The sequence below is a fragment of the Pseudomonas sp. 21615526 genome, assembly GCF_013386245.1.
Taxonomy (GTDB): domain Bacteria; phylum Pseudomonadota; class Gammaproteobacteria; order Pseudomonadales; family Pseudomonadaceae; genus Aquipseudomonas.
On sequence record NZ_JACAOM010000027.1, the window covers coordinates 1 to 12397 of the forward strand.

A 12397-nucleotide genomic window follows, 5' to 3' on the forward strand; every position below is an offset into this window, starting at 1 on the left:
CCGGCGGCTGCTTCTGGGGCATGCAAGACCTGCTGCGCCGCTACCCCGGCGTGCTGCACACGCGGGTCGGCTACACCGGCGGCGATGTGCCGAATGCCACGTATCGCAACCACGGCAACCATGCCGAAGCCATCGAGATCGTCTTCGACCCGACGGTGATCACTTACCGGCAGATCCTCGAGTTCTTTTTCCAGATCCACGACCCCAGCACGCCCAACCGCCAGGGCAACGACCTGGGCCCCAGCTACCGTTCGGCGATTTATTACCTGAGCGAACAGCAACGCGACATCGCTGAAGACACCGCTGCCGACGTCGACGCCTCAAAACTGTGGCCGGGCCGTGTCGTCACCGAGATCGAACCGGCGGGGCCGTTCTGGGAGGCGGAGCCGGAGCATCAGGATTACCTGGAGCGGATTCCGAATGGCTACACCTGCCACTTCATCCGACCCAACTGGAAGCTGCCGAAACGCGGTTGAAAATGTGGGAGCGGGCTTGCGCGAAGGCGGTGTGTCAGTCAGCAAGTTCTTCACTGACCCACCGCTTTCGCGAGCAAGCCCGCTCCCACATAAAGCAGTTCCTACACAAAGCCCCTCCCTCACAAGGCGCATTTCCCTCAGCGCATTTGCAGAATGATCGGGCTACTGCTCGCCGGGCCCGTGTGCTCACGCAACTTGCCCACCGCCTTGGCATCCACCGCCCCACCCTGATTGCCCCAGGTGCCGCGCACAAACGTCAGCACTTCAGCAATCTCCTGGTCCGACAACTGCTCACGGAACGCCGGCATGCGATAAGCGTCCGCCACATTGGCCGCCACTACGCGCTGCGAGCCATTGAGGGTGATGTTGATCGCCGAGGCGTCCTCCTTGGCCAGTGCGGAGGTGGCGCCCGCCAGCGGCGGCATCCAGTCCGGTTGCCCTTTGCCTTCCAGCCCGTGGCACGAGGCGCAGCGGGTCACATAGGTATGCGCACCCGGCGCATCCAGGCGTTGCGCAGCCGACACCGCCTGATACTGCCAGGCCGCACCGTCGCGCTGCTCGTCGCCCGGCAACGACCGCAGATAGCGTGCAATCGCCGCCAGGTCATCGTCGCTCATGAACTGCGTGGAGTTGTTGAACGCCTCGGTCATCGAGCCATAAACCACCGCATGTTTGTTGCGACCGGTCTTGAGGAACTGCACCACTTCCGGCTCGCTCCAACGCCCCAGGCCGGTGTTGGGATCATCCCGCAGGCTCGGTGCATACCAGCCGTCGAGCAAGCCACCGGCCAGGTACGGCTTGCCACTTTCATCCAGTGCCTTCTCGTTGAAGGCCAGGCCCCGTGGTGTGTGACAACTGCCGCAATGCCCCGGGCCCTGCACGATGTAGGCGCCCCGGTTCCACAGTTCATCCTTCCCGGCCTTCGCGACATACGGCTTGCTGTCGGTAAACACGCCATTCCACAGCGCGATCGGCCACCGCATATTCAATGGCCACGGGATCGAACTCTTGATATTGGCCTGCTGCACCGGCGCCACGCCCTTCATGAAGAACGCGTACAGGGCGCGCACATCATCGTCGCTGAGCTTGGCATAGGACGGGTACGGCATCGCCGGATACAGGCGGCGCCCACCCGGCGCGACACCCTGGCGCACCGCGCGGTCGAAGTCGGCGAGGCTGTAGCTGCCAATACCGGTTTCCGGGTCTGGCGTGACGTTGGTGGCGTGGATCGCCCCCAGCGGCGTGGCCATTTCCAGGCCACCGGCAAAGGGCTTGCCGTTGGGCACGCTGTGGCACGCCACACAGTCGCTGAGCCGGGCGACATACTCGCCTCGGGCGACCAGCGCCGGGTCCGTGGCGACGGGCTCGGCCCCCAGCGGCGAGACAGGCTCGCGGGTGACATACCAGGCCAGCAGGCCTGCGGCGACCAGGCACGGCAGCGCCAGCCAGCCAACGGTTCTTGCGAATCGACGGTTGTTCATAAGTGCTCAGGCCCCGGTCAGGTGAAGGAGTGGCGGCTTAACGGCATGCTGCGAACGCGCTGCCCGGTCAACGCCGCGACGGCGTTGGCCACGGCAGGCGCCACGGCGGGCAGCGGCGGTTCGCCAATACCGCCCATTTTTTCCCCGCTCTCGATCACGCGCACGTGCACCCGGGCCATCCGCGAAGGCGGCAGCACCGGGTACAAATCGTAGTTACGCGCCCGAGGCAAGCCGTCCACATACACCGCTTCCTCCAACAGCACCTGGGACAAGCCCAGCGACACTGCCCCATTCACCTGCGCCTCGACAATCGCCGGGTTGACGATGCTGCCCGGGTCGATTGCCTGCCAGATGTCGTGCACCTTGACCTGGCCGTTCTCGATCGACACCTCGGCAATCACCGCCGTCTGGGTGCCGAACGGTGACGCCATCGCCACCCCTCGTGCGCGCTTGCTGCCGTCCTCGGCAACAAACGGCCCACGTTTCCAGCCACCCGACAACTCGCCCACCGCCTTCAGCAGGGTGGTCAGCCGCTGGTTATCCCGCAACAGATGCAGGCGCAACTCGAACGGGTCCTTGCCACCCTTGTCGGCCAGTTCATCCAGGAAGGATTCGTAGAAAAAGTCATTCAGCGAATTGCCCACCGAACGCCAGTAGCCCAGCATCACCGGGCCCTTCACATAGATCTGCGCGATACGCTTGTTGGGAATCGCATAGGACTTGCCGGACAGTCCCTCAAGGGCCGTCGGGTCGAGCTTCTCGCCCTGCTTGCCCGCCAGGGCCTCGGTCGGTCCCTCCGTGGCGCTCACCGCTTCAATCGCCACCGGCCAGCCGTCGCTGTCCAGCGCCCCACGGAAATTCACCGCTGCGACCGGGCGCAGCACATCCCGCAGGAATTCTTCTTCGCGGCTCCAGATCAACTTCACCGGGCGCCCCACCGCCTTGGCCAACTCGATGGCCTGCGGATAAGGACTGGCCGAGTCATACAGGAAGTGCCGCCCGAAAAAACCACCCAACAACGGCGAATGCAGGGTAATGCGCTCCGGGGCCAGGCCGGTGCGCTTGGCGATATCGGCCAGGAACATGTCCTGCGCCTGATTCGGCAGCCAGATCTCCAGCGAACCGTCAGGGTTGAAGCGCGCCAGCGCCGAAGGCGGCTCCAACTGGGCATGGTGCAGGTACTGGTTGTGGTAAGTGGCCTCGACCTTGGTCTTGGCATTGGCCAGCGTGCCGGCCACGTCGCCCTCGTTCTCATCATCACGGGCCGGGCCGGTTTCTGCGGCCAGGTGCTTGAAATGCTCGTCGCTGGAAAAGTCCTTCGGCATCCCGCGCACCTTGGAACCAGCCGTCGGCTCCAGCCAGTCGACCTGAATCGACTCCACCGCACGCTTGGCATGCCACCAACGCTCGGCCACCACCGCCACCGCACCGGGCAGGCGATGCACCGAATGCACGCCCGGCATGGCCTTGACCTGGTCTTCGTTGCGCAGGCTGCCCACGGTCATGCCGAGTCGGGGCGCATGCTGCACGGCGGCATGGAGCATGCCGTCGACCTTCATATCAATGCTGTACAGCGCCTTGCCGGTGGACTTGTCATACGCATCGAGACGCTTCACCGGCTTGCCGATCCAACGGAACTGGCTTGGGTCGCGCAGCTTCACACTGGACACATCCGGTACCGGCAGGTCCATCGCCCGCCCGGCCAACTCGCCATACGCAAGGGAACGCCCGGACGCCGCGTGTACGACCTTGCCCGGCTCGGTCGACAGCTCGCTCACCGGTACCTTCAGCGCCTGCGCCCCGGCCTCCAGCAACATGGCCCGGGCCAGCGCACCCAGCCGGCGCATCGTGGGGTAACTCATCCGCACCGACATACTGCCGCCGGTGATGCGCATGCCGTTTTCCATCACCACAAAGGCTTCACCGGGCGGGGCACACTCAACCAGGAACGTGGCCGGGTCGGCGTCCAACTCCTCGCCGACAATCTGCGCCATCGCGGTGAACGTGCCCTGGCCGCCTTCGATAAACGGGCTGAGCAAACGAATCGTGTTGTCCGGGCGAATCTCCAGGAAGGCCGGCACCTGCGTACCGCGTTCGGCCGTGGCCGCGGCGGTGGCCGCCTGCACTCGGCCAGACCCCAGCGGCAGGCCAAAACCGATCACCAGCGCGCCCACGGCCGTACTGGCCAGGAAGCGACGGCGGGACAGGTTCACCGGGTCAGTCAGCGCCGCGACCAAGGGCAGCGCAGTGGGATCAATGCGAATGTTCATCAGGCCTCTCCCTTCTGCGCAAGGTCATGCACGGCGGCATGAATGGCGTTATAGGTGCCACAGCGACAGAGGTTGACCATGGCGGCCTCGATCTGCGCATCACTGGGCTTGGGCGTGTGCTTGAGCAGCGCGGTGGCCGCCATTACCTGGCCGGATTGGCAGTAGCCACATTGGGCGACCTGGTATTCGACCCAGGTGGCGACGACCCGCTTGCCGACGTCATCGGACTCGATGGCTTCGATGGTGGTGATTTCTCGGCCGACCACGCCGGAAACGGGCGTGACGCAGGAACGCACGACATTGCCGTCCACAAGCACCGAACACGCACCGCATTGCGCCAGGCCGCAGCCGTATTTGGTGCCGGTCATGCCCAGGTTGTCGCGGATGACCCAGAGCAGGGGCGTGTCGGGTTCGGCGTCGACTTGGTGGGTCTGCTGGTTAATTCGTAATTCCATGGCTCACCCGCTGATCATCGGTTGGTGTTGCATTTTTTAGTATTTTTAGACGGCAAGACGGGGCCTCGCCGCTGGGCATCGATGGCCCGTCTGGTTCGCGCGCGCGTGGTTTGACTAGTCTAGCGGGCGATGGGAATGACTTTAGACCCTGGTTCATGAAGGCGCTATGCAGGGGTGGGCAAGATCGCAGGATTAGGCAAGTATTCAAGAGGATTGCGTCAGGGGGAGCGGCCTGTGGTGTCAGTGGCGGTCACGCCGGGTGGTGTTCCACCAGAAAGTCGACAAATGCCCTGACCCGCGCAGGCATCGCCGCGCCGCCGACGAACACCGCGTGAATCGGCTCCTGGTCTCCGGGGTTATACGCTTCAAGCAACGGCACCAGATCACCGCTGGCCAGGTCATCTGCCACGCTGAATGCGCCAATGCGCGCGATGCCGGCACCCAGCTTGGCCAACTGGGACAATACCTCCCCGCTGTTACCCTCGATCGTACCCGACACCTGCAGCGAAAAATCGCGCCCGTCCACGCGAAACGGCCAGTCGGGCGCTGCCCGGCGGAAGTTGAAACGCAGGCAGTTGTGGTTGAGCAAATCCTGCGGCAGCCGCGGCGTGCCGTGACGCGCCAGGTAGTCCGGGGAAGCGACTATGACCTCGCCGATGGAGCCGATAAGGCGAGCGGTCAAGGGGCTGTCGGCCAATTGACCGAAGCGGATTGCAACGTCCGCTTGCCCGCCCAGGATATCCACCACCTCATCCTCCAGCCGCAACTCAACCACGATGGCCGGGTAGCGCGCGCTGAACGCGGCAACCAGCGGCACGATCGACAGCCGCCCGTGTGCGAGCGCCGCGCTGACCCTCAGCCGCCCCCGTGGCGCGCCCTGGTCGGTGATCGCATCCTCGACTTCGGCCATGTCCGCCAGGATCCGCCGGGCGCCGCGCAAATACGCTTCGCCTTCGGCCGTGAGCGTGATCGCCCGGGTGGTGCGCAGCAGCAGGCGGGTGCCTATGCGCCCCTCGATGCGGGTGATGATGCGGCTGATGGATGACGGTGTGAGGCCCAGCACCCGAGCCGCCCCCGAGAGGCTGCCCTGCTCCGCGACCATGGCGAACACCGCCATCTCCCCCGACCGACCGCCTATGTCCACTTGTGATCTCCACGCAAAGCTGTAGTGCCCTGCCGAGGGCTACCGCCTGAAAAGTCGTGATTGTAGCATTTGACACAAAGATGAGGAGTCACCCATGCGTATCAACCCACCCCTTGTAGCACTGTCCATCGGCGCCTTCGGCATCGGGGTCACCGAGTTTGCCCCCATGGGCATGTTGCCCGGGATCGCCGCCGACCTCGGTGTTTCCATTCCCGCCGCCGGGCTGCTGGTCAGCGCCTATGCCATGGGCGTGCTGATCGGCGCCCCGATCATGACCCTCGCGACAGCCAGGGTGGCGCGCCGTTATCTGCTGGTGGGCCTGATGGCCATTTTCACCCTGGGTAATCTGCTGTCCGCCCTGGCCACCGACTACCAGACCCTGATGGTCGCCCGGTTGGTGACATCGCTGAATCACGGGGCATTCTTCGGCATCGGCTCCATCGTGGCAGCGAGTGTGGTGGCGCCCGACAAACGCGCGGGGGCCGTCGCCGCGATGTTCCTCGGGCTGACCCTGGCGACCATCGGTGGCGTGCCCCTGGCAACCTGGTTCGGCGAGAACTTCGGCTGGCGTACGGCGTTCTGGGGCATCAGCGGGCTGGGGGCGTTCGTGATGGTGGCCCTGTGGTGGGCGCTACCGAATACGCCCGCTCCAAAAGGGGGAAGCCTGATGGCCGAAATCCGCGTACTGGGCCGCGGGCCGGTGCTGGCAGCGCTGGCGTTGACCGTGGTGGGGTCCAGCGCCATGTTCACGGTGTTTACCTATATCGCGCCGATTCTGCGGGATGTCACCCACGCCTCGACCAACTTCGTCACCGCAATGCTCGTGCTGTTCGGGATCGGCCTGACCCTCGGCAACGTCTGGGGCGGCAGGTCTGCGGACCGTTCGGTGGACCGCACCCTGATAACGTCGCTCGTGGTCCTGATTGCCGTGCTGCTGGCCTTCTCTGTGCTCATGCAATGGCCGCTGCCCGCCGCCTTGTCGATCCTGCTGTGGGGCGCCGCCAGCTTTGCGCTGGTACCTCCCCTGCAGATGCGCGTGATGGAAGCCGCCAAGGATGCGCCCAACCTGGCCTCGGCGATGAACATCGGTGCGTTCAACTTCGGTAACGCCATTGGCGCGGCGCTGGGGGGAGCAGTGATCAACGCAGGGCTGGGCTACCCGGCCATTTCGCTGGCTGGCGCGATCATGGCGGCCCTGGGTTTGCTGATGGTGCTAGGCCTTGGCTGGCGCTCGCGGCGCGCAGGTTCACGTATCTGCCAGGAACCGGCGCAGGCATAAAGACAGCCGCGCTTAAACGCCCCCCTACACCCTCCCCTCTGAAAAGCCCCGAATCCCGGGGCTTTTTTGCGTCTGCCTGGCCGCCATCCATCGCTGCAAAAAATTTCAACTAGTGACTTTCATTATGAAATCCACTGTGCAATATTACTTGCGTAATATTTAGCAACAGTTCCCGGAGCCCCTCATGAAGAAAGCCAGCTTCCAACTCATGCCCTGCCCGGTCGCCCGTGCCCTGGAGCACATCGGTGATGGTTGGAGCCTGTTGATCCTGCGTGATGCGTTCTACGGGCTGCGCCGTTTCGACGAGTTCCTGCAGAGCCTCGGGATCGCCTCGAACACCCTGACCCGCCGCCTGAATGCGTTGGTGGCCGGCGGCTTGCTGGAACGGCGCCCGTACCAGGACAACCCGCCGCGCCATGAGTACCACCTCACCGAAGCGGGCCGGGACTTGCGCCAGGTCATCCTCACGCTGATGGCCTGGGGCGCGCGGCATGCCGAGGGCTCGACCAAGGTGTTTCTCGCCGATGAGGCCACCGGGCGCCCGGTGGCGCTGGCGTTGATGGATGCCAACACCGGCAAACCCATCACCCGTGCGGGCCACCGCGTACATGTCAGCGCCGATGCCGAACCGCTGACCCTGTGGCGCGCACGAACCGGCCGGGCCTACGCCGAAAAAGACCAGCTGGTCAGCCCCTTCCCCCACTAATACTCAACGAGGTCATTTCGTCATGGACGCTCCAGTCAGCGCTGTGCCCGAACCCACCCAACCATCCCGGCGCAAACAGGTTTTGCGCCTGGGGCTGCTGACCCTGGCCGTGGCGGGCGGCGTGTGGTACGCCAGCCACTGGTGGCTGGTCAGCCGGTTTATCGAAGACACCGACGACGCCTATGTCGGGGCGGATGTGACGGTGATCAGCGCCAAAGTGCCGGGCTATATCAGCGAAGTGACGGTGCAGGACAACCAGTTCGTACGGGCCGGCGACGTGCTGGCGCGCATCGATGTGCGCGACTACCGCACGGCCCTGGCCAAGGCCGACGGCGCCGTGGCCGCGCAACAGGCCTCGCTCGCCAACCTCGACGCCACCGAACAACTGCAACTGGCGGTGATCAACCAGGCCAAGGCACAGATCGACGCCACCGATGCCGAAGCACAACGGGCCGGCGACGATCAAACGCGTTACCAGAACCTGGTGCGCAGCCAGGCCGTATCGGTTGAAAGCGCACAGCGGGTCAGCGCCGTCTGGAAGACCGCCCGCGCCGACCACTCCCGGGCACAGGCCGGGTTGATGGCGGCGCGCCGGCAAATCGACGTGATTGAAACCCAGCGCGGCCAGGCGCGTGCCGCGTTGCAACAGGCCCAGGCCGAACGCGACCAGGCGCAATTGAACATCAGCTATACCGAACTGCGGTCGCCGGTGGATGGTTACGTGGGCAACCGCCGCGCCCGGGTCGGTGCCTACGCCGCGGCCGGCAGCCAACTGATCTCGGTGGTGCCCGCGAAAGGATTGTGGGTGGATGCCAACTTCAAGGAAGACCAATTGGGGCGCCTGCAGGTCGGGCAAAGCGTGAGCATCCGCGCCGACATCCTCCCCGGCCGTGAATTCCACGGGCACATCGAGAGCCTGGCCCCTGCCACCGGGGCGCAATTCAGTGTGCTGCCGCCGGAAAACGCCACCGGCAACTTCACCAAGATCGTGCAGCGAGTGCCGGTGCGCGTGCGCCTCGACAGCAATGACGCCGACTTCGGCGCCCTGCGTCCGGGCCTGTCGGTGATGGCGAAGGTCAACACCGATGAGGCGTTCGAGGACCAGGCCAGCGCCCTCAAGGCCCAGCTATGAACAGCCCGTTGCCCGCCCTCAGCACCGCACAAAAGGTCGCGGCCTTCGCCACCATGTGCGTGGGCATGTTCATCGCCTTGATCGACATCCAGATCGTCTCCGCCTCCCTCAAGGACATCGGCGGCGGGTTGTCTGCCGGCGCGGACGATACGGCGTGGGTGCAGACCGCCTACCTGATCGCGGAAATCATCGTAATCCCCATGTCAGGCTGGCTCTCCCGGGTGATGAGCACGCGCTGGCTGTTCGCGGCGTCGGCGGCCGGGTTCACCTTGACCAGCCTGCTGTGCGCGATGGCCTGGAACATCCAGAGCATGATCGCGTTTCGCGCCTTGCAGGGGTTCCTGGGGGGCTCGATGATTCCGTTGGTGTTCACCACCGCGTTCATGTACTTCAACGGCAAGCAGCGGGTGATCGCCGCCTCCACCATCGGCGCCATCGCGTCCCTGGCACCCACATTGGGCCCGGCCGTGGGCGGTTGGATCACCGACATCTCCTCCTGGCACTGGCTGTTCTACATCAACCTGCTGCCCGGCCTGTTCGTGACCTTTGCGGTGCCGATGCTGGTCAAGGTCGACCGCCCCAACCCGTCATTGCTCAAGGGCGCCGACTATATCGGCATGGCGTTGATGGCGGTGTTTCTCGGCTGCCTGGAATACACCCTTGAAGAGGGCCCGCGCTGGAACTGGTTCAGCGACAGCACCATCTCGACCACGGCCTGGATAGCCGCCATCAGCGGCGGGCTGTTTATCTGGCGCTGCCTGGAAATCAAGGAGCCGATCGTCGACCTGCGCGCGCTTCGGGACAGGAACTTCGCCCTGGGCTGCCTGTTTTCATTTATCACCGGCATCGGCATTTTCGCCACCATCTACCTCACGCCGCTGTTTCTCGGGCGGGTGCGCGGGTACGGCTCGCTGGATATCGGCCTGGCGGTGTTTTCCACGGGGGTGTTCCAGTTGCTGGCGATCCCGGTGTACGCCTTGCTGGCCAATCGTTTCGACCTGCGCTGGATTTTGATGTTCGGGTTGTCGTTATTCGCCCTGTCGATGTGGGACTTCTCCCCCATCACCCACGACTGGGGCGCCAGGGAGCTGCTGTTGCCCCAGGCCATACGCGGGTTTGCTCAACAAATGGCAGTGCCGCCGGTGGTCACCCTGACCCTCGGCGCACTGGCCCCCGACCGCCTGAAGCTCGCCTCGGGCCTGTTCAACCTGATGCGCAACCTCGGCGGCGCCATCGGCATCGCCGCCTGCGCCACGGTGCTCAATGACCGCACCAACCTGCATTTCCTGCGCCTGGCCGAGCACCTGAACATCCGCAACGAATCGATGAACGTCTGGCTTGACCAGCTTTCCGGGAATGCCCAGTTGCTGGGGCAAAACAGCCTGGATTCGAGCCAGTTCGCGCTGAGTCAGCTGTGGGCGCTGACCTGGCGCGAGGCGCAAACGCTGACCTATGCGGACGCATTCCTGATGATCATGGTGTGCTTCATCGTCGCCGTGTTGCTGGTGCCGTTGATGCGCAAGGTGCAGCCGCCGAAGCAGCCGTCTGCGGATGCGCATTGAATCGTCCGATCATGTTGAAGGCCGCAACGGCGCCAGCCGGCTGAGCTTGGTCATCTGTTTGAATATCAGGCCAGGCGCAACCCGGCTGGCCACCTTCAGCACCTTGCTCAACCCCGGGCATATTTCCAGTTGGCCGGCTTCGATTTGCCGGATGCAGTGCTGCACCATCAGCACCGGGTCCATGCCTTTTTCGTTCTTCATTTCTTCCGCGAACTCGGCCCTGAGCAGCGGTGTTTCGGTGCCGGGTGGGGCAAGCTCCACCACGGTGACGGCGCTGTGCTGAAGCTGTGCCCGCAGGCACTGGGTGTAAGCGTGCAATGCGGACTTGGACGCACTGTAGACGGGCGCCGCCGGAAACGGCACAAACGCCAGCCCGGACGAGACGTTAACAATCAGGCCGCGCGGGTGCTTGAGCAGCCAGGGAAGAAATTGCTGGATCATCCGGATCGGGCCGTTCAGGTTGATCTCGATCTCTTCAGTCACGTCCGCCAGCGCCCGCTCCCCGGCCAGCTTGATATTGCGCATCACGCCCGCGTTATTCACCAGCGTATCGAGCCCAGGGAACTGACCGGTGACTGCCGCAAACAGCGTTTGGATGCTGGCGGGGTCGCGCACGTCGCTTTGAAACGTGTGCAGGCTCGGCAGCAGTTGCCGCGCCTCGTCCAGCCTGTGCTGATCGCGGCCCGTCACGATCACGGTATTGCCTCGTGCCACAAGCTGGCGGGCAAGCTCAAGCCCGATACCACTCGAACCTCCCGTCACTAGCACTGTTCGTCCGGTCATCTTCATCGAAACTCTCCAATGGTGGGTCACACGCAAGGAGCTTGAGGGATACACTGGCCTTAAGTAAGTAGGCACCCAAAAGATCTATACGCACCTCAAAGAGAGTGTCCAACGAATGAACAAACACCCTGGCTTTACCGACGAGCAGATTGCCGCCGCCCAGTTTTATGCCCGGCAAACACCCCCGAAGGATCTGGACCCACGGATCGCGCCCCTGGTGACCGACCTGATAGGTCGCGTTGCAGACAAATGGACGATGCTGATTCTTGAAGCCTTGATCGAGACGACGCCGCTGCGCTTCACGCGCCTGAGTGAGCGAGTCGGCGGCATCAGCCAGAAGATGCTGACGCAGACTTTGCGGGGGATGGAGAGGGACGGCCTGGTGGTGCGCAAGGTCTACCCCGTCGTACCGCCGAAGGTCGAATACAGCCTGACAACCCTCGGCTTTACGCTGGGTGCCGCCTTTTGTGGCGTGTGGGTCTGGGCGGCAAACAACCTGGAGGAGATTGAACAGGCACGGGCGGATTTCGATCTACGGTGCAACTCCGAGTCATAAGGCCGCAAGGTACTGGAGCACCTCTCCAATCCCGTCAATATCGGGAGCCTCGCTCACGGCGGCTTGCGGGCTGCACCATGGGTAACTCAGGCCGGACACCCAGCTCATCACGCTCCCCAGGTCTGACGCCGGCAGCGTCTTCATATGCTCGATGGTAATCGTCAGCCTTTCGACCAGCCCCGCTTCGGCATTGAACTGCCATTCATACACCCCACACCCTACCCGGGCTTCGCCGGAGTTCTTGTCGGACATGCCCACCAGCCATTTGCACTGATAGGTTTTGGCCCCCGCCTGCGGTGGCTGCCCCAGGCAAAACGTATAGACGTTTTCAAAGGTCTGCCCGAACCGCCTCACCAGCACATCGCCGATGCCGCCCACCCCTTCGACGTGGGGCGGAAACGAGATGGACCCGGTGCGCACCACCATGTCCAGGATTGCCTCGGGAACAAACGCCCGGCTGAGCAAATGCGGGCGGTTGCCGTCCTTGGCGAGTATGTAGTGCTGAATCGCGAGTTGAGCAGTGTTCATGGTTTTTCCGTCGATTCCCTATCAG

12 protein-coding genes are annotated in these 12397 nt (G+C 64.1%); 6 read left to right on the forward strand and 6 right to left on the reverse strand.

From position 1 onward, the window contains the following. Positions 1-476, forward strand: a 476-nt coding sequence (gene msrA, locus HX786_RS08965) for a peptide-methionine (S)-S-oxide reductase MsrA (protein ID WP_178911969.1), incomplete at its 5' end; no start/stop codon positions are given. A 137-nt stretch (positions 477-613) separates the two neighbouring features. Here the strand turns inward: msrA and HX786_RS08970 are convergent. From HX786_RS08970 to HX786_RS08985, 4 genes are all read right to left on the reverse strand, one after another. Then, positions 614-1957 carry a cytochrome c gene (locus tag HX786_RS08970; RefSeq protein ID WP_003215611.1) on the reverse strand — a complete coding sequence of 448 codons (1344 nt, stop codon included), beginning with the start codon at positions 1955-1957 and terminating at the stop codon, positions 614-616. Positions 1958-1974: 17 nt separating this feature from the next. Next, on the reverse strand, positions 1975-4227 hold the full coding sequence (locus tag HX786_RS08975; RefSeq protein ID WP_178911970.1) for a xanthine dehydrogenase family protein molybdopterin-binding subunit: 2253 nt from the start codon (positions 4225-4227) through the stop codon (positions 1975-1977). Continuing rightward, the gene (locus tag HX786_RS08980) at positions 4227-4682 is read right to left on the reverse strand and encodes a (2Fe-2S)-binding protein (protein WP_003215609.1); all 456 of its coding nucleotides are present in this window, start codon (positions 4680-4682) and stop codon (positions 4227-4229) included. Before HX786_RS08980 ends, HX786_RS08975 begins: the two co-directional genes overlap by 1 nt. A 250-nt stretch (positions 4683-4932) precedes the next feature. Then, complete coding sequence (locus HX786_RS08985) at positions 4933-5826, reverse strand: LysR family transcriptional regulator (RefSeq protein WP_177036115.1); 894 nt, start codon at positions 5824-5826, stop codon at positions 4933-4935. Between the two features lie 94 nt (positions 5827-5920). On the opposite strand from HX786_RS08985, the gene HX786_RS08990 reads away from it, so the two are divergent. From HX786_RS08990 to HX786_RS09005, 4 genes are all read left to right on the forward strand, one after another. Beyond that, positions 5921-7105 carry an MFS transporter gene (locus HX786_RS08990; RefSeq protein WP_177080259.1) on the forward strand — a complete coding sequence of 395 codons (1185 nt, stop codon included), beginning with the start codon at positions 5921-5923 and terminating at the stop codon, positions 7103-7105. 184 nt (positions 7106-7289) lie between these two features. Further along, positions 7290-7811 (forward strand): helix-turn-helix domain-containing protein, encoded by a 522-nt coding sequence (locus HX786_RS08995; RefSeq protein WP_178911971.1) that lies wholly within the window; start codon positions 7290-7292, stop codon positions 7809-7811. Between the two features lie 22 nt (positions 7812-7833). Beyond that, on the forward strand, positions 7834-8943 hold the full coding sequence (locus HX786_RS09000) for an HlyD family secretion protein (RefSeq protein WP_178911972.1): 1110 nt from the start codon (positions 7834-7836) through the stop codon (positions 8941-8943). Continuing rightward, complete coding sequence (locus HX786_RS09005; protein ID WP_178911973.1) at positions 8940-10505, forward strand: DHA2 family efflux MFS transporter permease subunit; 1566 nt, start codon at positions 8940-8942, stop codon at positions 10503-10505. The genes HX786_RS09000 and HX786_RS09005 overlap by 4 nt, the downstream gene beginning before the upstream one ends. Positions 10506-10514: 9 nt before the next feature. Here the strand turns inward: HX786_RS09005 and HX786_RS09010 are convergent, their stop codons facing one another. Next, positions 10515-11294 carry an SDR family oxidoreductase gene (locus HX786_RS09010; protein ID WP_178911974.1) on the reverse strand — a complete coding sequence of 260 codons (780 nt, stop codon included), beginning with the start codon at positions 11292-11294 and terminating at the stop codon, positions 10515-10517. Between the two features lie 109 nt (positions 11295-11403). Between HX786_RS09010 and HX786_RS09015 the strand changes: the two genes are divergently transcribed. Beyond that, a complete protein-coding gene (locus HX786_RS09015) occupies positions 11404-11844 on the forward strand; it encodes a helix-turn-helix domain-containing protein (protein WP_178911975.1) in 441 nt (146 codons plus the stop codon). Here the strand turns inward: HX786_RS09015 and HX786_RS09020 are convergent. Next, positions 11839-12372, reverse strand: a complete 534-nt coding sequence (locus HX786_RS09020; protein WP_177022093.1) for a hypothetical protein — start codon at positions 12370-12372, stop codon at positions 11839-11841. The genes HX786_RS09015 and HX786_RS09020 overlap by 6 nt on opposite strands. Between the last annotated feature and the right edge of the window lie 25 nt (positions 12373-12397).